The following is a 24,975-nucleotide window of genomic DNA, read 5'->3' on the forward strand; positions in this document are numbered from 1 at the left end:
GCTCAGCCCGCCGAGGTGACCAGTGGCCCGGCCACGAGGTTGGCCACCTGTTTGTCGAGATCCTGGTGGACCGCGCCCAGCCGGTCCTCCAGCAGCAGCGACCGCATCAAAGTGCGCTGGATCTTGCCGCTGGTGGTCTTGCGCACCGTGGCCGGGCGGACCAGGAGCACACTGCAACTGGCCTGGAATTCGCGGCGGACGTGGGCGCGTACCTCGGCGCACAGCTCCGCCGGGTCCTGCGCGGCGCCGCGGCGGAACTCCTGCACCAGCACGAGGTGTTCCTCGCCGTCGTCCACCGAGAACGCCGCCCCGGCGCCGCCGCGGAAGGCCGGGTGCAGGGACTGCACCTCGCGCTCGACGTCGTGCGGGTAGATGTTCCGCCCGTTGATCAGGATCATTTCCTTCAGGCGGCCGGTCACGTAGAGCTGCCCCGCGTCCAGGACGCCGAGGTCGCCGGTGCGCAGCCAGCCCGGGTCCGAGCCCGCCGCCGACACGATCGCGGCGTCGAAGATCTCGGCGTTGGTGTCGGGACGCTTCCAGTACCCCGACGAGACGCTGGCGCCCTTGACCCAGATCTCGCCGACGCCGCCCTCGGGCTGCTCGCAGCGCTCGTCCGGATCGACGATCTTCACACTGAAGTCGGCCGGGTCGACCACGCCGCTGCCGACCAGGTCGCGGGTGCCGCCGCCCCGCGGTGCGTCGCGCAGCCGCCCCTGCTCCAGGGCCGCCGCGTCCACGGTACGGAAGACGGGGTTCTGGTCCGCCCGCACGCCGGAGATCAGCAGTGTGGTCTCGGCCATGCCGTAGCAGGGGCTGACGGACTCGGGCCGGAAGCCCGCGGGCGCGAAGCGCTCGGTGAACGCGCGCACCGTCTCCGCCCTGATCGGCTCGGCCCCGTTGGAGGCGTGCTGCCACTTGCTCAGGTCCAAGGTGGCCAACTGCTCGTCGGTGACCCGGCGCAGGCACAGGTCGTAGCCGAAGTTGGGGCTGCCGCTCACGGCGACGCCGTACTCGCTGATCATCTGCAACCAGCGCACCGGCCGCATGAGGAAGGAGACCGGGGACATCAGCGCTGTCGAGCCGCCGACGTACAGCGAGTGGAGTATGTGCCCGATCAGGCCCATGTCGTGGTACGCGGGCAGCCAGCACCCCATGCGGCTGTCCTGGTGGGTGCCGAGGACGTGCTGGATGGCGAGTTGATTGGCCATCAGGTTCCCGTGGGAGACCATCACACCCTTGGGCTCGCTGGTGGAGCCGGAGGTGTACTGGAGGAACGCCAGCGAATCAGCGGTGAGTTGAGGACTGGTCCACGCCCGCGCGTCGCCCTGGGCGGGGTCGTCACTGGCCAGGACGGCGACGCCGGTCACGCCCGACTCGCGCAGCCAGGCGCTGACGGCGGGTTCGTTGGCGGAGTCGGTGAGCACCGCGCGGACCTCGGCGTCGCGCACAATGCCGGTGAGCCGGGCGGCCTGGTTGCCCTGGTCGCCGGGAAGCGGCGCCGGCACCGCGACCGAACCCGCGTAGAGGCAGCCGACGAAGGCCGCGACGAAGTCCAGGCCCGAGGGGTAGAGCAGGAGCACTTGTCCTGCGACGGCGCCGTGTTCCTGTAACCAGGAGGCGATCCGCTTGGCCTCGGCGTCCAGCGCCGCGTAGGTCAGCCGCTGCGCCTCGGTGCCCGGCGTGCTGCCGGGCAGGAAGAAGTACGCGTCCTTGTCCGGCAGTTCAGCGGCATGACGCAGCACAAGCTCGGTGAAATGATTCGGCCTTCGCAAGATCGCCCCCGATCTCAATCTCGCCCACGGCTGAACCTCCAGCCGGCAGCGACCAATAGACGTTGTCGCGATCGGACGGCGCACCCCCGTATTCGGGCGCGGTCGATCGCGGCAACGACACTCAAAAATCTATTGCGAATTCACATCGCTCGGCCCGTGGATCCCCGGGAAGCACTGCGCCGAGCTCTGATTCCTACCCCGTGTCATCAGTCAGATCCGTCGTTGAAGACCGACCTATGGCTGACTGGCGGTCGTGACAGTACCAGACGCCCGAGGCGTGCGCGCCGGTAACGACCAAGCTCTCAACGGGACTTCGTCCATAATGTGCGGTTACCTGCGGGGGAGTCGGCGTCGGGTCGCGGCGGAAGTGAGGCGTGGGGTTCCGGAGTCGGCGGCCGGGCGGGACATTCGAAGCCCGGCGCCGCGAAAACCGGTCGAACGCGTGGTCGGCGCGCTGTTACGGTCTGTGTGTGGCGAAACTCAATCAGATCATCGCGGTCGAGAAGGGCGTCAAGTCCAAGGCGCAGCAGGAACTGACGACCGCTCATCACGACTTGCAGAAGCCCGCGTTGCTTTCCGGGATCTCGCGGAGCTATCAGCCGAAGGACGAGGAGGGCGAGCAATTGCCGCCCGAGTCCACCCGGGTGCAGGTCAAGGCCGAGAATGTGCTGCGGGACACCGCCGCGGCGCTCACCCGGCTCTTCGACGTGACCGCCACCAAGGACTGGGCCAACTGCGAGGCGCGCGCCGATGTCACGGTCGACGGCCGCACCGTCGTCAGCGACGTGCCCGTGTCGTATCTGCTCTTCCTGGAGAAGCAGCTCACCGACCTCAACACCTTCGTGCGCAAGCTGCCGGTGCTGGACGCGGCCGAGGGCTGGAATCTGGACGCCTCCACGGACGCCTGGAAGACCGAGCCGGTACGGACGATCCGCACCAAGAAGGTCCCGCGCAACCACGTGAAGGCCGAGGCCACCGAGAAGCACCCGGCCCAGGTCGAGGTGTACTACGAGGACGTGGCGGTCGGTTACTGGACCACGGTGAAGTTCTCCGGCGCGCTCCCCGCCCGTCGGGTGAACGAACTGCTGGACCGGGTCGAGAAGTTGCAGCAGGCGGTGAAGTTCGCCCGCGAGGAGGCCAACGGCACGGAGGTCACCGACCGGCGCGTCGGCGAGGCCGTGTTCGGGTTCCTGTTCGCGCAGTGACCCCCCTAGATCCCCTCCGCCGGAGCGCGGAGGGTGCGCCAGGAGCGCAAAGCTGAAGCTGAAGTTTGTCGTGAACGACGCGGTTCCAGTGGGGGTTCGAGTCCCTCGCCCCGCACCACTCGCGGGGGTAGCCCAAATGGCAGAGGCAGACCGCGATCAATCTCAGACTCTCGCTCCAGACTCAGCAGTCGCCGCCGATCACCGGATCGATCGGCCGCGGGCAAGGTCGTCAGGTGCAGGTTCGAATCCTGTCTGGTCCTCTTTCACGGGCCGGTAGTTCAACGGTAGAACGAGTCGACATCAGATTGACCCGCGGCCTCAAGTGCGCCGGTGTGTGCACGGGGCGGCACTTCGAGGGGCCCGGGGGCTGGACATGCCTCCGGGTCCCGCTCCTTGCCCGCGTGGAGCCCAGCGCCCGGCCCGCGGCGGTGAAGGAGCCGCGCCCCGCCACCTCGGTCAAACCCCCGCGGAAGCGGCTCCGAGGGGGGTCTGAAGGGGGTCCCGAGGGGGCTGAAGGGGGCCCCGAGGGGGGTGGCCCGACCCCCGTCCGACGCCTGACGGCCACCGGTCGACCGCTCAGTGGTGGCGTAGCGGTTAGCCTGTGAGCACCATGATCCGATTCACGACGCCCTGGGGTGACCTCGACCTCACTCGCTTCCCGCAGGACCCGCGCGACCAACTGCGGGCCTGGGACGCCGCCGACGCGTACGCGCTCCGGCATCTCGCGGACATCCGAGCCGACACGAGAGCCGACGCTCGGGCGGACCCGCGGGCCGACGCGCGAGGCGACACCCGCACCGGTCAGCGGGCCGATCCGCCGGGCGACGCCCGCGCCGGCTCCCGTCCCGCCGCGCAGGCGGACGGCGCGGCCGGCGGGCGTACGGCGGCCGGGTCCGTGGACCTGTCGGGGACCGTCGTCGTGGTCGGTGACCGCTGGGGCGCGCTGACCACCGCGCTGGCCGCGCACCGCCCCACCCAGATCTCGGACTCCTTCCTGGCCCAGGAGGCGACCCGCGCGAATCTGCTGCGCAACGCCCCGGAGGAGGCCGACGGCGTCCGGCTGCTGTCCACCCGCGACACCCCGCCGGACCGCGTGGACGTCCTGCTGATCAGGGTCCCCAAGAGCCTCGCGCTGCTGGAGGACCAGCTCCACCGCCTCGCGCCCGCCGTGCACGAGGGCACCGTCGTGGTCGGCACCGGCATGACCACCGAGATCCACACCTCGACGCTCAACCTCTTCGAGCGGATCCTCGGACCGACGCGTACGTCACTGGCCGAGAAGAAGGCGCGGCTGATCTTCTGCGCCCCGGCCGCGGGCCGGACCCGTACCGCCAGCCCCTGGCCGATCACCTACGCGCTGCCGGACGGCATCGGCGCGGTCTCCGGCCGTACGGTCACCAACCACGCGGGCATCTTCTGCGCGGAACGGCTCGACATCGGCACCCGCTTCCTGCTCCAGCACCTCCCCGTGCGGCACGGCCCGGACCGCGTGGTCGACCTCGGCTGCGGAAACGGCGTCGTCGGGACGGCCGCCGCGCTCGCCAACCCCGAGTCCGCCGTGCTGTTCGCCGACGAGTCGCACCAGGCGGTCGCCTCGGCCGAGGCCACCTTCCGCGCCAACGCCGACCCCGCGACCAAGGCGGAGTTCCTGGTCGCCGACGGCCTGACCGGGGTCCCGGCCGAGAGCGCCGACCTCGTCCTCCTCAACCCGCCCTTCCACTCCCACCAGGCCACCACCGACATCACGGCCCGCCGGATGTTCACCGCCGCCCGTACCGTCCTGCGCCCCGGCGGCGAACTCTGGGTGATCGGCAACCGCCACCTCGGCTACCACCTCCGCCTGCGCCGCCTCTTCGGCACCTGCGACATCGTCGCCTCCGACCCCAAATTCGTGATCCTCCGCGCCACCAAGTCCTGACCGCGCCGCGCTCAGAACGGCTTCAAGCTCGTCCAACGACGACATGCGCTGCTCCAAGGCCGGTGCGGCGGTGAGGTGACGCCGCCAACCCGGCGGCGACCGCCGTCAGTCGCTGCCGCTGCCGGACCGGTTCAGGCGTCGGCGCTCCCGCTGTCGCCGGTTCCGCTCGGAGCCGCGCACCAGTTCACCGGCGGCGAGGGTCACCGACGCCACCGCGCGCACCCAGCGGGGCCCGCCGCGACTCGCCCACACCACGCACGCGCACCCGCCGACGACGACCACCAGCACGCCGATCAGCACCAGAGCGATCATGTTCCCCCATCTCCACGTCGGCCGGGCCGGAGTCGGCCGGGCGACACCTCAAAGATCTCACGCGGGAGGCTACTTGGGACGACGGCACGAGGGCACGACGGCGCTTACGGCACACGGTTCGACGGTCTGACGGCTCGATGCCCCGACGACCCCGACCGCGCAACGCCGGTGCCCTCAGTGCGAGTTGTCGCCGGAGCTCCGGACGATCTCCTTCATCTTGGCGACGGCGAAGCCCCAGCCCTGCTCGACGGTGGGCTTGGCGGGAACGGCGATCTCGTCCGGGTTGGTGAGGACGTCCAGGAGCACCGGGCCCGGCGCGGCCAGCGCGGTGCGGACGGCGTCGTCCAACTCGTCGGGGTCGGTGACCCGGATACCCGTCAGGCCCAAGGCGTTTGCGACCGCCGCGAAGTCGGGGTTGTCCAGGACGGTGCCGAACTCCGGCAGCCCCGACTGCTCCTGCTCCAGTTTGACCATGCCCAGCCGGCGGTTGTCGAAGACGACGAGGGTGACCGGCAGGTCATACGTCTTGAGCGTCATGAGGTCGCCGAGCAGCATGCTCAGGCCGCCGTCGCCGCAGAACGCCACGACCTGCCTGCCCCGGTCCAGCATCTGCGCGCCCAGCGCGTGCGGCATGGCGTTGGCCATCGAGCCGAGGTTGTACGAGCCCAGGAGGCGGCGGTCGCCGCGCATCTCCACGAAACGCGACAGCCACACGGTGGCCATGCCCGTATCGGAGGTGAACACCGCGTCGTCGGCGGCGTGGCGGTCGACCGCCGCCGCGAGCGCCTCGGGACGGATGCCGTGCTCGCGGTTGTCCAGGGCGGAGCGGACGCGGCCGATCAGTCCCTTGTCGTGGTCGGGGGCCGCCAGCCGGGCCTGCCCCTCCCGCCAGGACGCGAAGCGCTCCACGGCCTGGTCCAGGTGCTTGCGGTCACGGGCCTTCGCCGACGCGGACGGTGCGGCGTCCAACTGGACCAGCAGGTCCCGTACGGTCGCGCCGACCTCGCCGACGAGGCCGATCTCGACCGGGACGCGGCGGCCGATGTGGGTGGGCTCGGTGTCGACCTGGACCACGGTGCGGCCCTCGGGATACCAGTCGCGGTAAGGGAAGTCGGTGCCCAGCAGAAGAAGGGTGTCGGCGTCCTGGAGTGCGGAGGCCGCCGCGGGGTTGCCGATCAGACCGGTCTGTCCGACCTGGAACGGGTTGTCGCCCTCGAAGCCCTCCTTGGCCTTCAACGTGAGCACCATCGGTGCCGCCAGCCGGTCGGCGAGGGCCATGACCTGGTCGCGGGCGCCCCGGGCGCCGCGGCCGACCAGCAGGGTGACGCGCTCGGCCCGGTCCAGCAGATCGGCGGCGGCGCGGACGGCGTCCTCGTCCGGCCGGGTGCTCGGCGTGGTCAGCGAGAAACGGGCCGGCCGGTCCGTGGACAGTTCCTTCTCCCCGATGTCGCCGGGGACCGACAGCACGGCGACGCCCTTGCGTCCCAGGGCGGTGCGGACCGCGGTCTCCAGCAGCAGCGGCATCTGCTCCGGCGACGTGACGGTGGCCCGGAAGACCGCCACATCGCTGAAGAGCGCGTCGTTGTCGACTTCCTGGAAGTAGTCGCTGCCCAGCTCGGACAGCGGCACTTGACCGGCGATGGCCAGCACCGGGGTGTGGCTCTTGGCCGCGTCGTACAGGCCGTTGAGCAGGTGCACCGAGCCGGGGCCGACCGTGCCCATGCAGACGCCGAGGCCGCCGGTGAGCTGGGACTGCGCGCTCGCGGCGAAGGCCGCAGCCTCCTCGTGCCGACAGCCCACCCACTCCACGCCCTCGGTGGTGCGGATCGCGTCGGTCAGGGGGTTGAGGGCGTCGCCGACGACGCCGAAGACCTGGCGTACGTTCAGTTCGGCCAGGGCGTCCACGATGACGCGGGCAACGGTACGGGCCATGATTCCTCCAGCTCAGACGGTGTGGCGGTGGGGCGGTGTGGCGGTGTGGCGGTGCGCGCTTCGGGGTGCGGCGCGGTGCGCGCGGCGGCCGGTGCGCACCGCGGTACGGCTCAGACGGTGAAGCGGTCGGGGTCCGCGGCGGCCCAGTCGGCGGCCCACGAGGCGGGCGGTTCGGCGAGCAGCTGACCGGGAGCCAGCCACTCGTACAGTTCGTCATAGGAGCGGACGGTGTAGGGGTCGACACGCTGGCGCAGCATGTGCGGGCGCAGCTGCGACGGATCGGTGACGCCCATCGACGCCATGATCTGAAGAGCGCTGGCGACGGTGGACTCCTGGAGCCTGCGCACCCGGACGGACTTGTCGCCGACGTCCAGCGCGCGGGCCCGCCGCGGGTCCTGGGTCGTGACGCCGACGGGGCAGGTGTTGGTGTGGCAGCGCTGCGCCTGGATGCACCCGACGGCGAACATCATGGCGCGGGCGGCGTTGCCGTAGTCCGCGCCCTGGACCATGCGCTTGACGAGGTCGCTGCCGGTGGCGATCTTGCCGCTCGCGCCGATCCTGACCCGGTCCCGCAGACCGGCGCCGACCAGCGCGTTGTGCACGGTGGTCAGGCCCTCGGTGAGCGGGGTGCCGACGTGGTCGGCGAATTCCAGCGGCGCCGCGCCGGTACCGCCCTCGGCGCCGTCCACGATGATGAAGTCCGGCGCGGTGCCCTCCTCGACCATCGCCTTGCAGACGGCCAGGAACTGGCGGCGCGAACCGACGCACAGCTTGAAGCCCGCGGGCTTGCCGCCCGACAGCTCCCGCATCCGGGCGATGAACCGGATCAGCTCACGGGGCGTGCCGAAGACCCGGTGGTACGGCGGGGACACGACGGTCTCGCCCTGCGGGACGTCCCGCACCCGGGCGATCTCGGCGTTGACCTTGGCCCCTGGCAGGACGCCGCCGATACCGGGCTTGGCGCCCTGGGACAGCTTCAGCGACACGCACTTGACGCTGTCGTGGGCGGCCTTGTCGGCGAACTCCCCGGCGTCGAAGTCGCCGTCGTCGGTGCGGCAGCCGAAGTAGCCGGTGCCGATCTCCCAGACCAGGTCGCCGCCGTGCCGCAGGTGGTACTCCGACAGGCCCCCTTCACCGGTGTCGTGCGCGAAACCACCGTCCGCCGCGCCCTTGTTGAGCGCCAGGACCGCCTGGGCCGACAGCGAGCCGAAACTCATCGCCGACACGTTCAGCAGCGCCATGTCGTACGGCTTGGCACAGTCGGGACCGCCGATCCGCACCCGCGGCGGATCGTCCGGTACGGGCCGCGGCGCCATCGACGGCACCAGGAACTCGTGGCCCGAGCGGTAGACGTCGAGTTCGGTGCCGTACGGCTCCTCGGCCGCGGTGCCCTTGGCGCGTTCGTAGACGATGCTGCGGGTGTCGCGGTCGAAGGGGCGGCCGTCGAAATTCCGCTCGACGAAGTACTGCTGGAGCTCCGGGCGGATCTTCTCCAGCAGGTAGCGGGCATGGCCGATCACCGGGTAGTTGCGCAGCACCGAGTGGCGGCGCTGCGTCAGGTCGTACAGGCCGAGCAGCCCCAGCAGGGCCAGGACGGCGGCGGCCGTCCACCACCAGGGGCCGACCGCCACGGCGGCGACCGCCGCCGCGACGGCCACGAGCAGGGTCAGGGCCACGGCACCGGTTCTCATCACGTCGGGCTCCTTGCCCGCCCCGATCCCTCCATGCTGCCCGCCGGGTCAAGCTCCGGTCATCCCCGGCCCATGGTCGCGTCGGGCCGCCTTCGCCGCCTTGCGTCAGGGGTGGAGCAGGACCTTCGTCCAGCCGTCGTCGCGCTTGTCGAAGTGCCGGTAGGCGTCGGGGGCTTCGTCCAGCGGGAGTTCGTGGGAGACCAGGAAGGACGGGTCGGCCCGGCCGGTGACGATCAGATCGCGCAGGGCGCGGTTGTAGCGCAGGACGGGGCACTGGCCGGTGCCCATGTGCTGACCCTTGGTGAAGAAGGTGCCGTAGTCGAAGGCGATCCGGCCGTGCTTGGCGCCCTCCTCGGCGGCTTCCGGGTCCTCGGGCATGTAGACGCCGACCACACCGATGCCGCCGGTGGTACGGACGGCCTTGACCAGGTTGTCCAGGACGAGTTCGGGGTGCTCCTGGCCGGACGGGTCGTGCGCCTGGTAGCCGACGGCTTCGACGCCGCAGTCCGTGCCGCGCCCGTCGGTGGCGTCCAGGATCTGCTCCACGGGGTCGGCCTCGGAGAAGTCGACGGGGGTGGCGCCGATGGACTCGGCCAGGGCGAGGCGGTCGGCCTGCCGGTCGACGACGAAGACCTGGGACGCGCCGCGGATCAGGGCGCTGTGCGCGGCGAGCAGTCCGACGGGTCCCGCGCCGAAGACGGCGACGCTGTCCCCGGCGCGCTGGCCGGCGAGTTCGGTGCCGTGCCAGCCGGTGGGGAAGATGTCGGAGAGCATCGTGAACTTGGCCTCGTGCTCGTCACCCGCGGGCAGTTCGAGCAGGTTGAAGTCGGCGTACGGCACGCGGAGCAGTTCGGCCTGGCCGCCGTCGTACGGGCCCATGTTGGCGTAGCCGTACGCGGCGCCGTCCATGCCCTCGGTGGGGTTGACGCGCTGACAGAAGGCGGTCCAGCCGTTCATGCAGTTGCGACAGCTTCCGCAGGCGATGTTGAACGGCACCGACACCCGGTCGCCGGGCTTGATCCGGGTCACCGCGGGCCCGGTGTCCTCGACGATGCCCATGTTCTCGTGGCCGAGGATCTTGCCCCGCTCGACGGTCGTGCGGCCCTCGTACATGTGCAGGTCGGAGCCGCAGATGTTGGTGGTGGTGATCCGGACCAGCGCGTCGTTGGGCTGCTCGATCCGCGCGTCCGGCGCATCCTCGACGGAGACGTCGTAAGGGCCGTTGTAGACCAGCGCTTTCATGTCGTCGTTCCTTTCGGGAGCGGTCGAAACGGAACAATCACCCACAGAAGTGACAATTCCCTACTGTCCGCGTACCCGCGTCACATGATTGACACGTGTGACGGGGGGCCCGAGAGCGGGAAACTTTCCGCGACGGCGTCGTGACGCCACGCGTACGCCGGCCCGGCGGCCGGTCATCGGGGTGGCGTGGCGAGGACGCTGTCGTCCAGGTGGGTGAGCAGGTCCGCGACGGATTCGTAGACGGTTTCGGCTCCCGCTTCGCTCAGCTCCTGGCGCGTCCAGCCGCCGGTGAGCACGCCGAGGCAGCGCACGCCCGCCTTGGAGGCCGCCTGCGCGTCCCAGGCGGCGTCGCCGACGAAGACCGCGCGCCCGGCCGGGACACCCGCCTTCTCCAGCGCCTGCCGTACGAGGTCGGGGGCGGGTTTGCTGGAGGACACGTCGTCGGAGGTGGTCACGGCGGTGATCGCCTCATCGGCGTCGAGGGCGCGGAGCATCACGTCGGCCTCCTCGCCCTTCGCCGACGAGGCGAGCACGACCTGCCAGCCGCGCGCCGCGCAGGCCCTGAGCAGGTCGGAGGCCCCGGGCAGCGGCACCAGGCGGGACCAGTACTGGGCGTAGAGGGTGTCGTGAGCGGCGCTGATCGTGTCGTCCTCGCCGTGGTCGCGGTCCTCGCCGAGCAGCGCGTCCAGCAAATGGTCACTGCCCATCCCGATCAGCCGGTGGATCCGGGCCGTGCCGACCCGGTGGCCGTGCTGGCTCAGGGCCTCCCACCAGGCGACGGTGTGCAGATAGACCGTGTCCATCAGGGTGCCGTCGACATCGAACAGCACCGCTCCGTCGGCGCGCCGCGTCTCACTGCCGGTGGGCTCTGACTCTGTCATGTCTCGCTTCTTTCCGTGTCCTGCTCCCCTGCGGGAACGTCGAGGTCAGTCGGACCCGTCCGCCGACAGGGCGCGGTGTCGCGCCACCGCGGGGAGGACGAGCCAGGCGAGGCCGAACCATACGACCATTCCCGCCACTATCGGGATCGCGACCGTCGCGCCACCGGCGACACGCAGGACGAGGAGCAAGGCCGTGGCCATGGTGCACACGAGCAGGACGAGACCCACCACGGTCAGACGCGACGCCCACGCGACCGTCTCGGGCTTCAGCCGCTGTCCCGTCAGCATCCGGTGCAGCGAGACGGGCCCCACCAGGGCGCCCGTCGTCGCCGCGCCCAGCATCACGGTCACGATGTACAGCGTGCGCTCGCCGTCGGACAGGTGCGCGAAGCGCTGCTGGAACGGGACCGTCAGCAGGAACCCGAAGAGGATCTGCACACCGGTCTGGACGACCCGCAGTTCCTGGAGCAGCTCGCCCCACTGCCGGTCGGCGCGCTGCTCCGGTGTCTCGTCCCTGCCGGGTGCGGCACTGCCGCCGGTCCCGCTTGTCATCCTGAAGCCACCTGCCCGTGTGCGATCGCGACGTGTCCTGACCGGGGGATCGGTCCCCCCTCTGCCCGTCCGTTACGCCTACCCCCGCACCGCCCCCTCAGCCGAGCGGGAGGTTTCCCGGCCGGGAAGATCGGCTAAACGCCTCGCATGGTGCAATTCGGATACACGATGATGACGGAGCAGGCGGGCCCCCGCGCGCTCGTGGACCATGTGGTCGGCGCCGAGCGGGCCGGATTCGACTTCTCCGTGACCTCGGACCACTACTTCCCCTGGCTCGATTCCCAGGGGCACTCCCCGTACGCCTGGAGCGTGCTGGGAGCCGCGGCCCAGGCCACGTACCGCATCCCGCTCATGACCTACGTGACCTGCCCGACCAAGCGGTACCACCCGGCGGTGATCGCGCAGAAGGCCGCGACGATGCAGTTGCTGTCCGAGGGGCGCTTCCGGCTCGGGCTGGGCTCGGGTGAGCAGCTCAACGAGCACGTGGTCGGCGGTGGGTGGCCCTCCGCGCGGACCAGGGTCGAGATGCTGGAAGAGGCGGTCGGGATCATCCGCGCCCTGCTCGCGGGCGATGTCGTGAACCACCGGGGCGCCCACTTCGAGGTGGACAACGCCAAGCTGTGGGACCTCCCGGACACCCCGCCGCCCCTCGGCATCGCGGTCTCGGGCGAGCGCTCCTGCTCGCTCGCGGGCCGGCTGGCCGATCTGGTGATCGCCACGGAGCCGAAGAGCGAACTGCTCGACGCCTTCGACGCGCACGGCGGTACGGGAAAGCCGAGGGTCGGCCAGCTCCCGGTCTGCTACGACCCGGACACCGACGCCGCCGTCGCCCGGGCCCACGAGCAGTTCCGCTGGTCCGTGGGGCCCTGGCCGGTGAATGCGGAACTGCCGAATCCGGCGGCCTTCGCCGGAGCCAACGAGCACGTGCGCCCCGAGGACATCGCCGAGGCCATTCCCTGCGGCAGCGACCCCGACGTGTTCGCCGAAGCGGTCGCGTCCTACATCGACGCGGGCTTCACCGAGATCGCCCTGATCCAGATCGGCGGCGACCACCAGGAGCCCTTCCTCGACTGGTCGCAGAAGACGCTCCTGCCCGCCCTGCGCGCCCTCTGACTCCGCCGAGGGCCGCGCCGACGTACGGCTCGGCCGCTGCGACCGGGGCCCTCGGTCCTACGCGGATGCCGGGAGCGGCGGGCGCAGGCCCAGCCACTGCTCGGCGTCCCAGGCGTGGAACCGCTCCACCTCGGTGAACCCGAGCTTGGCCGCGAGGCGCATCGAGGCGAGGTTGGCGCTCTGGGTGGCCAGGATCACCGGCTCGCCGGGCAGGACGCCGTCGAACCAGTCGAGCGCCGCCGCGCACGCCTCGGCGGCGTACCCGAGGCCCCACGCCCGCGGCAGGAACAGATAGCCGAGATCGGCCTTCCCCCGGGCGGCCGGGCGGTGGCTCTCCGCCGCTCGCCTGAGCAGGAGCTGGCCGATCATCGCGCCGTCCAGCTCCACGACGAAGCTTCCCGGCCACCGCTCGGGCACCTCGGGCAGCTCGCGCTCCAGCTCGGCACGCCGCCGGGGGCCGCCGAGGTAGGTATGCACCTCCGGCGACGCCAGCAGCTCGATGAACGCCGCCCGGTCACGCGCCTCGGACCCGCGCAGTACGAGCCTCGCGGTCCTGATCGGCTCGGGCGGCCAGACGACGGGCCCCAGGTTCGGCATGCGCGCAGCCTAGCAACGGGGGCAGTGCCGGTAGGCGGGGCGACCGGACCTTTGCATAATACTGCGTTGAAACGTATAGTCATGCCATCGACGAGGAGGGTTCGATGGTGGTGCGGGCAGCGGTGGCCGGGGGCAGCGGGTACGCGGGCGGGGAGGTGCTGCGCCTGCTCGCGGGGCACCCCGAGGTCGAGATCGGGGCGGTGACCGGGAACTCCAACGCCGGGCAGCGGCTCGGCGCGCTTCAGCCGCACCTGCTGCCGCTGGCCGGACGGGTGCTGGAGCCGACCACGGCGGAGGTGCTGGCGGGACACGACGTGGTCTTCCTCGCGCTGCCGCACGGCCAGTCCGCCGCGGTCGCGGCGCAGCTCGGCGACGAGGTGCTGATCGTCGACATGGGCGCCGACTTCCGGCTGGCCGACGCCGCCGACTGGGAGAGGTTCTACGGCAGCCCGCATGCCGGGACCTGGCCGTACGGGCTGCCTGAACTGCCGGGCGCCCGCGCCGCGTTGGAGGGGTCCAAGCGCGTCGCGGTGCCCGGCTGCTACCCGACGGCGGTCTCGCTCGCGCTGTTCCCCGCGTACGCCGCCGCGCTGGTCGAGCCGGAGGCCGTCATCACCGCTGCCTCCGGCACCTCGGGCGCGGGCAAGGCGGCCAAGCCGCATCTGCTCGGCTCCGAGGTGATGGGCTCGATGAGCCCGTACGGAGTCGGCGGCGGCCACCGGCACACGCCGGAGATGATCCAGAACCTCAGCGCGGCGGCCGGCGAGCGGGTCAGTGTGTCCTTCACGCCCACCCTCGCCCCCATGCCGCGCGGCATCCTCGCCACGTGCAGCGCCAAGGCCCGCCCCGGCGTCACCGGCCACGATCTGCGGGCCGCGTACGAGAAGGCCCTCGCCGACGAGCCGTTCGTGCACCTGCTCCCCGAGGGGCAGTGGCCCGCGACCGCCGCCGTCTACGGCTCGAACGCCGTCCAGATCCAGATCGCGTACGACGAGAGCACCCACCGCCTGATCGCGATCAGCGCCATCGACAACCTGACCAAGGGCACCGCCGGCGGCGCGGTGCAGAGCATGAACATCGCCCTGGGACTCCCCGAGGCGACAGGACTCTCCACCATCGGAGTCGCACCGTGACGCGCGGCGCGGCTCTGTGCCGGGCGGGCGGAGAAGGGAACGAGGAGAACCGGTGACCGACGCACGCGAGGCCGCCGGGCGGCAGGCAACGACGATCGGCGCGGGTTCGTGCCGGGCGGGCGGAGAAGGGAACGAGGAGAAGCAGTGAGTGTCACGGCAGCCAAGGGATTCACGGCGGCGGGGATCGCCGCCGGGATCAAGGAGAACGGCAACCCGGACCTGGCCCTCGTGGTCAACACCGGACCGCGCCGCGCCGCCGCGGGCGTCTTCACCTCCAACCGCGTGAAGGCCGCGCCGGTGCTCTGGTCGGAGCAGGTCGTCAAGGGCGGCTCCGTCGCCGCCGTGGTTCTCAACTCCGGTGGCGCCAACGCCTGTACGGGCCCGCAGGGCTTCCAGGACACGCACGCGACCGCGGAGAAGGTCGCCGAGGTCCTCGGCGCCGACGACCACGGCGCGGGCGAGATCGCGGTCGCCTCGACCGGCCTGATCGGTCTGCCGCTCCCGATGGACAAGCTGCTGCCGGGAGTCGAGAAGGCCGCGGCCGAACTGTCCGAGTACGGCGGCGAGAAGGCCGCCATCGCCATCAAGACCACCGACACCGTGCACAAGACGGCCGTCGCGGGCGGCGCGGGCTGGACCGTCGGCGGCATGGCCAAGGGCGCGGGCATGCTCGCACCGGGCCTGGCCACCATGCTGGTCGTCCTCACCACGGACGCCGACGTGGAAGCCCCCGCCCTGGACACGGCGCTGCGCGCCGCCACCCGGCTGACCTTCGACCGGATCGACTCCGACGGCTGCATGTCGACCAACGACACCGTGCTGCTGCTGGCCTCGGGGGCGTCCGGAATCGCCCCGGAGCACGAGGAGTTCGCCGAGGCGGTCCGCGCGGTCTGCGGCGACCTCGCCCGCCAGCTCATCGGCGACGCCGAGGGCGCCTCGAAGGACATCAGGATCGAGGTCGTCAACGCGGCCTCCGAGGACGACGCCGTCGAGGTGGGCCGCTCCATCGCCCGTAACAACCTCCTCAAGTGCGCGATCCACGGCGAGGACCCCAACTGGGGCCGTGTGCTGTCCGCGATCGGCACGACCTCGGCCGCCTTCGAGCCCGACCGGCTCAATGTCGCCATCAACGGCGTGTGGGTGTGCAGGAACGGCTCGGTCGGTGAGGACCGCGACCTGGTCGACATGCGGTTCCGCGAGGTGGTCGTCACGGCGGACCTCGCGGCCGGTACGGAGTCCGCGGTGATCTGGGCGAACGACCTCACCGCCGACTACGTCCACGAGAACAGCGCGTACAGCTCATGACCGACGATGGGAACCCCGGAGCCGCGAAGCCGGAGGGCCGGCCCACCGCGCGCAAGCACACGGCGCTGCCCAAGGCCCAGATCCTCATCGAGGCGCTGCCGTGGCTGACCCGCCACAACGGCAGGGTCGTCGTCATCAAATTCGGCGGAAACGCCATGGTGGACGAGGAGTTGAAGGCCGCCTTCGCGCAGGACGTGGTCTTTCTGCGGCAGGCGGGCCTCAAGCCGGTCGTCGTGCACGGCGGCGGCCCGCAGATCAACGCGCAGCTCGACCGGCACGGCCTGGTCAGCGAGTTCAAGGCCGGGCTGCGGGTGACCACGCCCGAGGCGATGGACGTGGTCCGGATGGTGCTGGCGGGCCAGGTCCAGCGCGAGCTGGTCGGACTGCTCAACCAGCACGGCCCGTTGGCCGTCGGCATGACCGGCGAGGACGCCCACACCATCACCGCCACCCGCCACCGCCCGCGTATCGACGGCGAGTTGGTCGACATCGGCCGGGTCGGCGAGATCACCGCCATCGACACCGGCGCGATCGAGGCGCTGCTGGCCGACGGCCGTATCCCGGTCGTCTCCTCCATCGCGCGCTCCGCCGACGACCACCACGTCTACAACGTCAACGCCGACACGGCCGCCGCCGCCCTGGCCGCCGCGCTGGGCGCCGAGACGCTGATGGTCCTCACCGACGTCGAGGGCCTGTACGAGGACTGGCCGAACAGCGACGACGTCATCAGCCGCCTGACCGCGACGGAGCTGGAGAAGCTGCTGCCCGACCTGTCCAGCGGCATGGTCCCCAAGATGCGGGGCTGCCTGTTCGCCGTGCGCAACGGCGTGAACACCGCCCGCGTCATCGACGGCCGGGTCCAGCACTCGATCCTGCTGGAGATCTTCACCGACGAGGGCATCGGCACGATGGTCGTGCCGGACGACGTCACCGACGCGGCCGGCGCACCGGCCGCGGGCACCGTATCCGACCAGGGAGAAGGAGAAGCGCGGTGAGCGGCAACGAGGGACTGACCCAGCGCTGGCAGGGCTCGCTCATGGACAACTACGGCACCCCGCGCATCCCGCTGGTCCGCGGCGCGGGCGCCAGATTCTGGGACGCCGACGGCAAGGAGTACGTCGACTTCCTCGGCGGCATCGCGGTCAACTCCCTCGGCACCGCGCACCCCGCGGTCGTCGAGGCGGTGACCCGGCAGATCTCCTCGCTCGGCCATGTGTCCAACCTCTTCGTCGCCGAACCGCCCGTCGCGCTCGCCGAGCGGCTGCTCCAGCTCTCCGGCCGCCCCGGCCGGGTCTTCTTCGCCAACTCCGGCGCCGAGGCCAACGAAGCGGCCTTCAAGATCGGCCGGTTGACGGGGCGTCAGCACATGGTCGCCACCGACGGCGCCTTCCACGGCCGCACGATGGGCTCGCTCGCGCTGACCGGCCAGCCCAAGAAGCGCGAGGCGTTCGAGCCGCTGCCCGGCGACGTCACGCACGTGCCGTACGGCGACGCGGACGCGCTGCGGGCGGCCGTCACCACCGACACCGCGCTGGTGATCATCGAGCCGATCCAGGGCGAGAACGGTGTGGTCGTGCCGCCGCCCGGCTACCTCGCCGCCGCCCGCGAGATCACCGCGGCCACCGGCACGCTGCTGGTGCTCGACGAGGTGCAGACCGGCATCGGCAGGACCGGCCACTGGTTCGAGTGCCAGGCACAGGGTGTCGAGCCGGACGTGGTGACCCTGGCCAAGGGGCTCGGCGCGGGCCTGCCGATCGGCGCCGCCCTCGCCTTCGGCCCGGCCGCGGAGCTGATGACGCCCGGCGCCCACGGCACCACCTTCGGCGGCAATCCGGTCGCCTGCGCCGCCGCGCTCGCCGTCCTCGACACGATCGCGGCCGACGGCCTGCTCGACCACGTCAAGCGGCAGGGCGAGAAGCTGCGGCAGGGCGTCGAGGCGCTGCGACACCCGTTGGTCGATCATGTGCGCGGTTCGGGCCTGCTGCTGGGTATCGTGCTCACCGAGCCGCTCTCAGCGCAGATCCAGAAGGCGGCTCAGGATGCCGGGTTCCTGGTCAACGCCGCCGTGCCCGACACGGTACGGCTCGCGCCCCCGCTGATCGTCGGCGACGACGACACGGACGCGTTCCTCCAGGCGCTGCCCGGCGTCCTCGACCAGGTGCACCGGGCCTCCGGGGCGAGCGGAGCCGGAGAATGACGGAGTTGACACGACGATGACCGAGGCGCAGCAGCACAACGGCAGCCAGGCCGTACCGCAGACCCGTACCGCGCGGCACCGCAGGATCGTGGACATCCTCGGCCGCCAGCCGGTCAGGTCGCAGAGCCAGCTCGCCAAGCTGCTCGCCGACGACGGGCTGAGCGTCACCCAGGCGACGCTCAGCCGCGACCTCGACGAACTCGGCGCGGTCAAGATCCGCACCAACGACGGCGAACTCATCTACGCCGTCCCCTCCGAGGGCGGCTTCCGCACCCCGCAGGCCCCGCTCGGCGAGTCCGTCAAGGAAGAGCGCATGCGGCGCCTGGCCGCCGAACTCCTCATCTCCGCCGAGGCGTCCGCCAACCTCGTCGTCGTCCGCACCCCGCCCGGCGCCGCCCAGTTCCTCGCCTCCGCCATGGACCAGGCCGAGGTCTACGACATCCTCGGCACCATCGCGGGCGACGACACCGTCGTCCTGATCAGCCGCGACCCGGCAGGCGGCCAGAAACTCGCCGACCACCTGCTCCGCCTCGCCCAGGGCGAGGCATAGCTCCGGTCCGGCCGGTTATACGGTCTCACACCCCCTCTGACCTGCCGCGTTGACGAAGCATACGGTCGAGTGCATACTTATACCAGTCAGCGTATGCATCGTAAGGAGAGCCCCGTGACCGAGCGCGTCGTACTCGCCTACTCCGGCGGTCTGGACACGTCCGTCGCCATCGGCTGGATCGCCGAGGAGACCGGCGCCGAAGTCATCGCGGTCGCGGTGGACGTCGGCCAGGGCGGCGAGGACCTGGACGTCATCCGCAAGCGGGCGCTCGCCTGCGGGGCGGTCGAGGCCGAGGTCGCGGACGCCAAGGACGAGTTCGCCGACGAGTACTGCCTCCCGGCGATCAAGGCCAACGCCCTCTACATGGACCGGTATCCGCTGGTGTCCGCACTGTCGCGGCCGGCCATCGTGAAGCACCTGGTGGCCGCAGCCAACAAGCACGGCGCCACCACCGTCGCGCACGGCTGCACCGGCAAGGGCAACGACCAGGTGCGGTTCGAGGCGGGCATCTCCTCGCTGGCGCCCGACCTGAGGTGCATCGCGCCGGTCCGCGACTACGCGATGACCCGCGACAAGGCCATCGCCTTCTGCGAGGAGAAGAACCTCCCGATCGCGACCACCAAGAAGTCGCCGTACTCCATCGACCAGAACGTCTTCGGGCGGGCCGTCGAGACCGGCTTCCTGGAGGACATCTGGAACGCGCCGATCGAGGACGTGTACGAGTACACGCAGAATCCGGCCGAGCCGCGCGAGGCCGACGAGGTGGTCATCACCTTCAAGCAGGGCGTCCCGGTGGCCATCGACGGCAAGCCGGTCAGCGTGCTCGAAGCCATCCAGCAGCTCAACGTGCGGGCCGGGGCCCAGGGCATCGGCCGGATCGACATCGTCGAGGACCGGCTGGTCGGCATCAAGTCCCGTGAGATCTACGAGGCGCCGGGCGCCATCGCGCTGATCACCGCGCACCAGGAGCTGGAGAACGTCACCGTCGAGCGCGAACTGGCCCGGTACAAGCGGCAGGTCGAGCAGCGCTGGGGCGAACTGGTCTACGACGGCCTGTGGTTCTCCCCGCTCAAGCGGGCGCTCGACGGCTTCATCGCCGAGGCCAACGAGCACGTCTCCGGCGACATCCGGATGACCATGCACGGCGGCCGGGCCGTCGTCACCGGCCGGAAGTCCGGCGAGTCGCTGTACGACTTCAACCTGGCGACGTACGACACCGGGGACACCTTCGACCAGTCGCTGTCCAAGGGCTTCATCGAGATCTTCGGCATGTCCAGCAAGATCGCCGCGAAGCGGGACCTGACGAAGTGACGGACACGAACACCGGCGGCCCCGGCGGCGGCAACGACAACCTGCGGCTGTGGGGCGGCCGGTTCGCCGACGGCCCCGCCGAGGCGCTGGCCAAGCTCTCCGCCTCCGTGCACTTCGACTTCCGGCTCGCGCCGTACGACATCGCGGGCTCCCGCGCGCACGCCCGGGTGCTGCACAAGGCGGGGCTGCTGACCGCCGACGAGCTGGACCGGATGATCGCCGGACTCGACGCGCTCGAAGCGGACGTGGCCTCCGGCGACTTCGCCGGCACCATCGCCGACGAGGACGTGCACACCGCGCTGGAACGCGGCCTGCTGGAGCGGGTCGGCGCCGACCTCGGCGGCAAGCTGCGGGCCGGGCGCTCGCGCAACGACCAGGTCGCCACGCTCTTCCGGATGTACCTGCGCGACCACGCGCGGACCATCGGCGGGCTCATCGCCGACCTCCAGAGCGCGCTGGTCGGCCTCGCCGAGGCGCACCCGGACACCGCGATGCCCGGCCGCACCCACCTCCAGCACGCCCAGCCCGTGCTCTTCGCACACCACGTGCTCGCCCACGTACAGGCGCTGTCACGGGACGCGGAGCGGCTGCGGCAGTGGGACGACCGCACGGCCGTCTCCCCGTACGGGTCCGGCGCGCTCGCCGGGTCCTCGCTCGGCCTGGACCCGGAGGCCGTCGCCAAGGAACTCGGCTTCCAGCACGGCTCGGTGGGCAACTCCATCGACGGCACGGCGTCCCGCGACTTCGCCGCCGAATTCGCCTTCGTCACCGCGATGATCGGCGTCAACCTCTCCCGGATCGCCGAAGAGGTCATCTTGTGGAACACGAAGGAATTCTCCTTCGTGACCCTGCACGACGCCTTCTCCACCGGCTCGTCGATCATGCCGCAGAAGAAGAACCCCGACATCGCGGAGCTGGCGCGCGGCAAGTCCGGACGGCTCATCGGCAACCTCACCGGACTGATGGCCACGCTCAAGGCGCTGCCGCTCGCGTACAACCGCGACCTCCAGGAGGACAAGGAGCCGCTGTTCGACTCCTGCGACCAACTGGAGGTGCTGCTCCCGGCGTTCACCGGCATGATGGCCACGCTCACCGTCCACCGGGAGCGGATGGAGACCCTGGCACCGGCCGGTTTCTCGCTCGCCACCGACATCGCCGAGTGGCTGGTCAAGCAGGGCGTGCCCTTCCGGGTCGCGCACGAGGTCGCGGGGGAGTGCGTCAAGGTCTGCGAGGCCGAGGGCATCGAACTCGACCAGCTCACCGACGAGCAGTTCGCGAAGATCTCCGCGCATCTGACGCCCGAGGTACGCCATGTCCTCGACGTCCCCGGCGCGTTGGCCTCCCGCAACGGACGCGGCGGCACGGCGCCTTCCGCCGTCGCCGTACAACTCGCCGAGATCAAGGCGGATCTGACGGTGCAGCACACCTGGGCGCACGCCTGGGACGGGGCGGACGGCGACGCCGTCTAATCGCGGTACTGGGCGGCTCGGTGAAACGCGGGCCGATCGGTTTGGTGTTGGGGTCCCGCGCGGCCAGTCCGTTCAGGATGGTGTCGTCGGTCGAGGCCGCGTCGACCTGGCCGGGCTGCATCAGCATCAGGCAGTCCGTCCAGTCGTCGACGCCCGCGATCAGCCGGCCGCGGCGAGCCGCCGAACCGGCCACCGCCAGCCGCGTAACCGGCCCCCGTGAACCCGCCATGTCACGGCGGGCGCCGGGCGCGGCCCCCGCCGTATCAGGCGGCCTTGGCCTTCGTCGCGTAGATGTCCACGTACTCCTGGCCGCCGAGCCGCATGACCTCGCTCATGACCTCGTCGGTCAGGGCGCGCAGCACATAGCGGTCACGGTCCATGCCCTCGTAGCGGGAGAAGGTCAGCGGGGAGCCGAAGCGGATGGTGACCGGGGCGATCCGGGGCATCCCCTTGCCACCGGGCTGCACCTTGTCGGTGCCGACCATCGCGAAGGGCACCACCGGGGCGCCGGTCATCAGGGCCAACCGGGCGATTCCGGTCCGGCCGCGGTACAGACGGCCATCGGGGGAACGGGTGCCCTCGGGGTAGATGCCGAAGATCTTGCCCTCGTCCAGCACGCGGCGGCCGGTCATCAGCGCCGCGACACCGCCGTGGCCGCCGTCCCGGTCCACCGGGATCATGCCGCAGGTGGTGAAGAACCAGGCCATCAACCGGCCCTTGACGCCCTTGCCCGTCACGTACTCGTCCTTGCCGATGAAGTACACCTGCCGGTCCACCACCAGCGACAGGAACATCGAGTCGACGAAGGTGACGTGATTCCCGGCCAGGATCACCGGACCGTCACCGGGGATGCCGTCCACGCCCTCGACCACGGGGCGGTACAGGACGCGCATGAGCACTCCGAGAATCGCCTTGAGCAAGCTGCGGGACATGCGGGACAACGGATCCTCCGGTTCGGACACGCCTGGGCGGGACGGACGGCGGCGGTGCTGCGATGTCGCGGTACGACGGCAGCCTGACCGCAGGACCGGCGGGACCGCGGGACGCCGCACCGTACACAAGGACGATACTTCCGCGCGGGGCCCCGCCGCACGCCGGGTTCACACGTCCGCTACGCAGTGTTGACACGCGTTAGGTGTGTGTTACGGCTGATGTCGACGGGGCGACAGACTTTCACGGCACGATGCGCGCATGACGGATGACCAGCACAAGACCGGCCTCGGCAGGCGCGCTGTCCTGTCCGCGGCGGCACTCGGCGCGGGCGGCGCGGTACTCGGCACGGCCGGTACGGCGCAGGCCCGGGAACAGTCCACCGCCCGGCCCCGGCACGGCGCCCCCGGCCACGGCGGCGCGCCCAAGCTGCCGGTCCCGACCATCGTCGGGCACCGCGGCAGCGCCGGATACCGGCCCGAGCACACCTTCGGCTCCTACGAGTACGCGCTGGAGATCGGCGCGGACGTCGTCGAGCAGGACGTCGTACCCACCAGGGACGGCCACCTCGTCTGCCGCCACGAGCCGGAGATCGGCGGCACCACCGACGTCGCCGACCACCCGGAGTTCGCCGGCCGCAAAACCACCAAGACCATCGACGGCACCCCCACCACCGGCTGGTTCACCGAGGACTTCACCCTCGCCGAACTCAAGCGGCTGCGCGCCGTCGAACGGCTGCCCGCCGTCCGCCAGCGCAACACCGTCTACAACGGCCGCTGGGCGATCCCCACCTTCGAGGAGGTGCTGGCCTGGGCCGACCGCGAGGGCCGCAAGCGCGGCAAGCCGGTCTGGCTGCACACCGAGACCAAGCACCCCACGTACTTCCGCGGCATCGGCCTGCCGCTGGAGGAGCGGCTGATCAAGCTGCTCAAGCAGTACGGCAGGCACCGCGCCGACGCCCCGCAGTTCCTCCAGTCCTTCGAGGCGCAGAGCCTCCAGCGGCTCGGCGCGCTCGGCGGCGCCGCGCCCAAGATCTTCCTGCTCAACGGCCTCACCTCGCGGCCCTGGGACTTCGTCGTCTCCGGCGACAAGCGGACCGTGGCCGACCTCGTCACCCCGGCCGGGCTGCGCTGGATCGCCGGATTCGCCCAGGGCATCGGCCCGACCACCGACGTGATCATCCCGCGCGACGCCTCGGGCAGGCTGCTCCGGCCCACCGCCGTCGTCAAGGACGCGCACAAGGCCGGTCTGGTGCTGCACCCCTTCACCGCGCGCAACGAGAACCAGTTCCTGCCCGCCGACTTCCAGGTCGGCACGGACCCCAACGCGTACGGCGACCCGCTGGCCGCCTTCAAGACGTGGTTCGCGACCGGCATCGACGGCCTGTTCACCGACAACGCCGACACCGCCGTACTGGCCCGCGAGGACTTCTGGACGTCCTGAACCCGGACGTCCTGAACCGCCACCGCCACTCCATGTGGTGAAAACGGCCGCGCCGGGCAACCGTCCGGCGCGGCCGTCTCGTGCCAGCGGATATGCAGATCCCCATGGACCACCCCGACCTGCCCGCGGCCCCGCATGCCGACGACCGCGCCCGCCGTCCCGCGGACGCCCCCGCGGACCCCTACGCGCCGCTCGGGCCGCTGCTGGCCGCCGAGGCCGCGGCCGAGGCGCTGGCCGGCGGCGGTGTCGAGGCCGCCGACCTCGAACAGGCCGTCTGGCTGCGGCTGCTGGAACTGGGCGGCCCGCCGCCCGAGCCGGACCGCTGGGTGCGCCGCGCGGTCCGCGCCGAGGCCCGCGCCCACGCCCGCCGCATCCGCAGCGAACGCCCGTACGGGGACCCGGACGCCGCGGGCCAGCCCGCGCAGGTGCGCGGGGTCGAGGAGTTGGTGCTGGCGGCGGAGCAACACCGTACGGTCCAGGCGGCGGTACGGCGGCTGCCCGGCCGCTGCCCGCAGGTCGTCACGGCCCTGATGTCCCGTTCCGACCCCACTTACCGGGAAATCTCCCGCGAGTTGGGAATCTCACAGGGCAGCATCGGACCGCTGAGGTCGCGCTGCCTCGGCTGTCTTCGGACGATCCTGAATTCGAGGGTTGGATCCCCGGTGAGACGGGGTAATGCACGGTAAACAGTCGGCGGCAGTGGGCACCCTTGGCGCGCCCGTACGAGACTGAACTGGGTGGGGCGCAGGCGGTACCCCACCGAAGGGTTTGTGCGATCATCGGCGCCACGGAGGCGGCGCATATCCGCACCAACTCCGTTCAGGCACTCGTTCCGGGCGCATACCTCACCCTCAAACTGCCCGGACGGATTCGAAGGGGAGGCCTGCGCGCATGGGCATGAGCGTGACCATCTCTACGGCGGAGCACTCGGACGCCGAGAAGATCCTCAAACTCCAGTACCTCTGCTACCAGAGCGAGGCGGAGCTGTACGGCGACTACAGCATCGAACCTCTCACCCAGACCCTGGACGAGCTGCGTGCCGAACTCGCCGGGGGGTGCGTCCTGGTGGCGCGCCTGGGCGACGAGGTCGTCGGCTCGGTACGCGGAGTCGTCGACGACGACGGCACCGCGCGGATCGGGAAACTGATCGTCCACCCGCGACTTCAACGACACGGCCTCGGCGGGCGGCTGCTCAACGCCGTCGAGGAGCGACTGGCGGCCGAGGAGGAGGCCAAGCGCTACCGGCTCTTCACCGGCCACCGCAGCCAGGTCAATCTGCGGATGTACCGCAAGCTCGGTTACGAGCAGGTGGGCGCCGCGGAGCCGGTCAGCCGTCGGCTGAGCCTGGTGACCATGGAGAAGGCCGCCGCCACGGCGGGCTACGCGGCCACGGCCTGAGCCGCGTTCCACGGCGCCTCGCGT

22 protein-coding genes are annotated in these 24,975 nt (G+C 71.2%); 13 read left to right on the top strand and 9 right to left on the bottom strand.

Going from position 1 to position 24,975, the window contains the following annotated elements:
* Window positions 1-2 precede the first annotated feature (2 nt).
* Window positions 3-1,742 carry a fatty acyl-AMP ligase gene (locus ACIP4Z_RS12205; RefSeq protein ID WP_401306982.1) on the bottom strand — a complete coding sequence of 580 codons (1,740 nt, stop codon included), beginning with the start codon at window positions 1,740-1,742 and terminating at the stop codon, window positions 3-5.
* A 500-nt stretch (window positions 1,743-2,242) separates the two neighbouring features.
* On the opposite strand from ACIP4Z_RS12205, the gene ACIP4Z_RS12210 reads away from it, so the two are divergent.
* Together ACIP4Z_RS12210 and ACIP4Z_RS12215 are read left to right on the top strand one after the other, a co-directional pair.
* Window positions 2,243-2,977 (top strand): hypothetical protein, encoded by a 735-nt coding sequence (locus ACIP4Z_RS12210; protein WP_355332681.1) that lies wholly within the window; start codon window positions 2,243-2,245, stop codon window positions 2,975-2,977.
* Between the two features lie 610 nt (window positions 2,978-3,587).
* Window positions 3,588-4,895, top strand: a complete 1,308-nt coding sequence (locus ACIP4Z_RS12215; RefSeq protein WP_401306985.1) for a methyltransferase — start codon at window positions 3,588-3,590, stop codon at window positions 4,893-4,895.
* 105 nt (window positions 4,896-5,000) lie between these two features.
* On the opposite strand, the gene ACIP4Z_RS12220 is transcribed toward ACIP4Z_RS12215, so the two are convergent.
* From ACIP4Z_RS12220 to ACIP4Z_RS12245, 6 genes are all read right to left on the bottom strand, one after another.
* Window positions 5,001-5,207, bottom strand: coding sequence for a hypothetical protein (locus ACIP4Z_RS12220; protein ID WP_391046484.1), 207 nt, complete (start codon window positions 5,205-5,207; stop codon window positions 5,001-5,003).
* A gap of 174 nt (window positions 5,208-5,381) precedes the next feature.
* Window positions 5,382-7,139: a thiamine pyrophosphate-dependent enzyme gene (locus ACIP4Z_RS12225; RefSeq protein ID WP_401306989.1), complete on the bottom strand. Its 1,758-nt coding sequence runs from the start codon at window positions 7,137-7,139 to the stop codon at window positions 5,382-5,384.
* A gap of 110 nt (window positions 7,140-7,249) precedes the next feature.
* Window positions 7,250-8,830: a glutamate synthase-related protein gene (locus tag ACIP4Z_RS12230; RefSeq protein WP_391046486.1), complete on the bottom strand. Its 1,581-nt coding sequence runs from the start codon at window positions 8,828-8,830 to the stop codon at window positions 7,250-7,252.
* Window positions 8,831-8,935: 105 nt separating this feature from the next.
* Window positions 8,936-10,072, bottom strand: a complete 1,137-nt coding sequence (locus ACIP4Z_RS12235; RefSeq protein WP_401306993.1) for a glutathione-independent formaldehyde dehydrogenase — start codon at window positions 10,070-10,072, stop codon at window positions 8,936-8,938.
* A 173-nt stretch (window positions 10,073-10,245) separates the two neighbouring features.
* Window positions 10,246-10,953, bottom strand: a complete 708-nt coding sequence (locus tag ACIP4Z_RS12240; protein WP_401306996.1) for an HAD family hydrolase — start codon at window positions 10,951-10,953, stop codon at window positions 10,246-10,248.
* Window positions 10,954-10,998: 45 nt separating this feature from the next.
* Window positions 10,999-11,505, bottom strand: a complete 507-nt coding sequence (locus tag ACIP4Z_RS12245) for a DUF6328 family protein (protein WP_355332664.1) — start codon at window positions 11,503-11,505, stop codon at window positions 10,999-11,001.
* 147 nt (window positions 11,506-11,652) lie between these two features.
* Between ACIP4Z_RS12245 and ACIP4Z_RS12250 the strand changes: the two genes are divergently transcribed.
* Window positions 11,653-12,618, top strand: a complete 966-nt coding sequence (locus ACIP4Z_RS12250; RefSeq protein WP_391046494.1) for a TIGR03557 family F420-dependent LLM class oxidoreductase — start codon at window positions 11,653-11,655, stop codon at window positions 12,616-12,618.
* Window positions 12,619-12,675: 57 nt separating this feature from the next.
* Here ACIP4Z_RS12250 and ACIP4Z_RS12255 read toward each other — a convergent pair whose 3' ends face one another.
* Entirely contained in the window at window positions 12,676-13,215 is a 540-nt protein-coding gene (locus ACIP4Z_RS12255; RefSeq protein ID WP_401307000.1) for a GNAT family N-acetyltransferase, read from the bottom strand.
* A gap of 104 nt (window positions 13,216-13,319) precedes the next feature.
* Here ACIP4Z_RS12255 and argC point away from each other — a divergent pair, with 104 nt between their 5' ends.
* The 7 genes from argC (at window position 13,320) to argH (ending at window position 21,180) form a co-directional block, all read left to right on the top strand.
* Window positions 13,320-14,348 carry an N-acetyl-gamma-glutamyl-phosphate reductase gene (gene argC, locus ACIP4Z_RS12260; protein WP_391046499.1) on the top strand — a complete coding sequence of 343 codons (1,029 nt, stop codon included), beginning with the start codon at window positions 13,320-13,322 and terminating at the stop codon, window positions 14,346-14,348.
* Between the two features lie 144 nt (window positions 14,349-14,492).
* A complete protein-coding gene (gene argJ, locus ACIP4Z_RS12265; RefSeq protein WP_391160883.1) occupies window positions 14,493-15,653 on the top strand; it encodes a bifunctional glutamate N-acetyltransferase/amino-acid acetyltransferase ArgJ in 1,161 nt (386 codons plus the stop codon).
* Window positions 15,650-16,648, top strand: coding sequence for an acetylglutamate kinase (gene argB / locus ACIP4Z_RS12270; RefSeq protein ID WP_391046502.1), 999 nt, complete (start codon window positions 15,650-15,652; stop codon window positions 16,646-16,648). The genes argJ and argB overlap by 4 nt, the downstream gene beginning before the upstream one ends.
* Window positions 16,645-17,850, top strand: a complete 1,206-nt coding sequence (locus ACIP4Z_RS12275; RefSeq protein ID WP_391046505.1) for an acetylornithine transaminase — start codon at window positions 16,645-16,647, stop codon at window positions 17,848-17,850. The genes argB and ACIP4Z_RS12275 overlap by 4 nt, the downstream gene beginning before the upstream one ends.
* A gap of 16 nt (window positions 17,851-17,866) precedes the next feature.
* A complete protein-coding gene (locus tag ACIP4Z_RS12280; RefSeq protein WP_188280110.1) occupies window positions 17,867-18,400 on the top strand; it encodes an arginine repressor in 534 nt (177 codons plus the stop codon).
* A gap of 114 nt (window positions 18,401-18,514) precedes the next feature.
* On the top strand, window positions 18,515-19,711 hold the full coding sequence (locus ACIP4Z_RS12285) for an argininosuccinate synthase (protein WP_355332643.1): 1,197 nt from the start codon (window positions 18,515-18,517) through the stop codon (window positions 19,709-19,711).
* On the top strand, window positions 19,708-21,180 hold the full coding sequence (gene argH / locus ACIP4Z_RS12290) for an argininosuccinate lyase (RefSeq protein ID WP_401307007.1): 1,473 nt from the start codon (window positions 19,708-19,710) through the stop codon (window positions 21,178-21,180). The genes ACIP4Z_RS12285 and argH overlap by 4 nt, the downstream gene beginning before the upstream one ends.
* Before the next feature lie 263 nt (window positions 21,181-21,443).
* Here the strand turns inward: argH and ACIP4Z_RS12295 are convergent, their stop codons facing one another.
* Window positions 21,444-22,112, bottom strand: a complete 669-nt coding sequence (locus ACIP4Z_RS12295) for a lysophospholipid acyltransferase family protein (RefSeq protein ID WP_355332639.1) — start codon at window positions 22,110-22,112, stop codon at window positions 21,444-21,446.
* A 259-nt stretch (window positions 22,113-22,371) separates the two neighbouring features.
* On the opposite strand from ACIP4Z_RS12295, the gene ACIP4Z_RS12300 reads away from it, so the two are divergent.
* The 3 genes from ACIP4Z_RS12300 to ACIP4Z_RS12310 all read left to right on the top strand — a co-directional run bounded on the left by ACIP4Z_RS12300 (window position 22,372) and on the right by ACIP4Z_RS12310 (window position 24,951).
* Window positions 22,372-23,553 carry a glycerophosphodiester phosphodiesterase gene (locus tag ACIP4Z_RS12300; RefSeq protein ID WP_355332636.1) on the top strand — a complete coding sequence of 394 codons (1,182 nt, stop codon included), beginning with the start codon at window positions 22,372-22,374 and terminating at the stop codon, window positions 23,551-23,553.
* Between the two features lie 104 nt (window positions 23,554-23,657).
* Complete coding sequence (locus ACIP4Z_RS12305) at window positions 23,658-24,239, top strand: sigma-70 family RNA polymerase sigma factor (protein WP_401307011.1); 582 nt, start codon at window positions 23,658-23,660, stop codon at window positions 24,237-24,239.
* A gap of 205 nt (window positions 24,240-24,444) precedes the next feature.
* Window positions 24,445-24,951 carry a GNAT family N-acetyltransferase gene (locus tag ACIP4Z_RS12310; RefSeq protein WP_355332631.1) on the top strand — a complete coding sequence of 169 codons (507 nt, stop codon included), beginning with the start codon at window positions 24,445-24,447 and terminating at the stop codon, window positions 24,949-24,951.
* The last annotated feature ends 24 nt before the right edge of the window (window positions 24,952-24,975 follow it).

Source organism: Streptomyces sp. NPDC088910 (genome assembly GCF_044749865.1).
In the GTDB taxonomy this organism is placed as follows: Bacteria; Actinomycetota; Actinomycetes; order Streptomycetales; family Streptomycetaceae; genus Actinacidiphila.

What these genes read in the sequence shown, in the direction of transcription:
- ACIP4Z_RS12215 (WP_401306985.1), top strand. Translation starts at nt 3,588, where the DNA reads ATGATCCGATTCACGACGCCCTGGGGTGACCTCGACCTCACTCGCTTC.
- ACIP4Z_RS12220 (WP_391046484.1), bottom strand. Translation starts at nt 5,207, where the DNA reads ATGATCGCTCTGGTGCTGATCGGCGTGCTGGTGGTCGTCGTCGGCGGG.
- ACIP4Z_RS12225 (WP_401306989.1), bottom strand. Translation starts at nt 7,139, where the DNA reads ATGGCCCGTACCGTTGCCCGCGTCATCGTGGACGCCCTGGCCGAACTG.
- ACIP4Z_RS12230 (WP_391046486.1), bottom strand. Translation starts at nt 8,830, where the DNA reads ATGAGAACCGGTGCCGTGGCCCTGACCCTGCTCGTGGCCGTCGCGGCG.
- ACIP4Z_RS12235 (WP_401306993.1), bottom strand. Translation starts at nt 10,072, where the DNA reads ATGAAAGCGCTGGTCTACAACGGCCCTTACGACGTCTCCGTCGAGGAT.
- ACIP4Z_RS12240 (WP_401306996.1), bottom strand. Translation starts at nt 10,953, where the DNA reads ATGACAGAGTCAGAGCCCACCGGCAGTGAGACGCGGCGCGCCGACGGA.
- ACIP4Z_RS12245 (WP_355332664.1), bottom strand. Translation starts at nt 11,505, where the DNA reads ATGACAAGCGGGACCGGCGGCAGTGCCGCACCCGGCAGGGACGAGACA.
- ACIP4Z_RS12250 (WP_391046494.1), top strand. Translation starts at nt 11,653, where the DNA reads ATGGTGCAATTCGGATACACGATGATGACGGAGCAGGCGGGCCCCCGC.
- ACIP4Z_RS12255 (WP_401307000.1), bottom strand. Translation starts at nt 13,215, where the DNA reads ATGCCGAACCTGGGGCCCGTCGTCTGGCCGCCCGAGCCGATCAGGACC.
- argC (WP_391046499.1), top strand. Translation starts at nt 13,320, where the DNA reads ATGGTGGTGCGGGCAGCGGTGGCCGGGGGCAGCGGGTACGCGGGCGGG.
- argB (WP_391046502.1), top strand. Translation starts at nt 15,650, where the DNA reads ATGACCGACGATGGGAACCCCGGAGCCGCGAAGCCGGAGGGCCGGCCC.
- ACIP4Z_RS12280 (WP_188280110.1), top strand. Translation starts at nt 17,867, where the DNA reads ATGACCGAGGCGCAGCAGCACAACGGCAGCCAGGCCGTACCGCAGACC.
- ACIP4Z_RS12295 (WP_355332639.1), bottom strand. Translation starts at nt 22,112, where the DNA reads ATGTCCCGCAGCTTGCTCAAGGCGATTCTCGGAGTGCTCATGCGCGTC.
- ACIP4Z_RS12300 (WP_355332636.1), top strand. Translation starts at nt 22,372, where the DNA reads ATGACGGATGACCAGCACAAGACCGGCCTCGGCAGGCGCGCTGTCCTG.
- ACIP4Z_RS12305 (WP_401307011.1), top strand. Translation starts at nt 23,658, where the DNA reads ATGGACCACCCCGACCTGCCCGCGGCCCCGCATGCCGACGACCGCGCC.
- ACIP4Z_RS12310 (WP_355332631.1), top strand. Translation starts at nt 24,445, where the DNA reads ATGGGCATGAGCGTGACCATCTCTACGGCGGAGCACTCGGACGCCGAG.